The organism is Streptomyces murinus, assembly GCF_002154555.1.
Taxonomy (GTDB): Bacteria; Actinomycetota; Actinomycetes; order Streptomycetales; family Streptomycetaceae; genus Streptomyces; species Streptomyces murinus.
Window position 1 is genome coordinate 1 of the sequence record NZ_MUNF01000944.1, and the last position, 664, is coordinate 664.

Below are 664 nucleotides of genomic sequence, written 5' to 3' on the forward strand. Positions count from 1 at the left end.
TCCGCTCCGGGGCGCCGAGCCAGTAACGGTCGTGCTGGAAGGCGTAGGTCGGCAGATCGAAGGGCTCGGCGGGCGGCAGGGGGGCGCCCACCGCGGTCCAGTCGACGTCGGCGCCGTTGACGTAGGCGTGCAGCAGGCCGGTGAGGACCGAGCCGCCGGGCAGCAGTTCGACGTAGGTGACACCGTCGCCGGTGTCGTCCGGGCCCTGGCCGGCGGGGGTGCGCAGCCACAGCCAGGTCGGCTGGGCCGGGTCGGGCTCCTCGCCCAGGGCGGCGGCGCGGGCGGCGGCGTCCAGGCCGAGAGCGCCCGCGAGACAGGCGGCCGCCGGGCCGTGCACCGGGTCGCCGGCGAAGGCGTCCACGCGGACGCCCAGCTTGCGCCAGGTGCGCACCAGCGCCACCGTCACCGCGAACAGCGCACAGCGGGCGGCCGGTTCGGTGGTGCCGGACGGCACGCTCGCGGAGTCGGCCCACTGGGCACGTACGTCCCCGATCCGCAGATGCGGGCCGAGCGCGGTCAGACAGGCGTCGAGCTGCTCGGCGAACACCGGGGAGGAGTCGAGGAGTTCACGGGTCGCTCGACGCCAGAGGCCGGCCGGGTCGGGCAGGACGTATCCGAGGCGTTCCTCGCTCTGGACGCCCTGGACGAGGTGCGGGGAGTCCTG

General features: G+C 75.8%; 1 protein-coding gene. It reads right to left on the reverse strand.

Annotated elements, in window-relative coordinates; genetic code table 11:
• A partial coding sequence (locus CCN72_RS39420; protein WP_158101479.1) for an ACP S-malonyltransferase occupies positions 1-664 on the reverse strand: 664 nt, incomplete at both ends.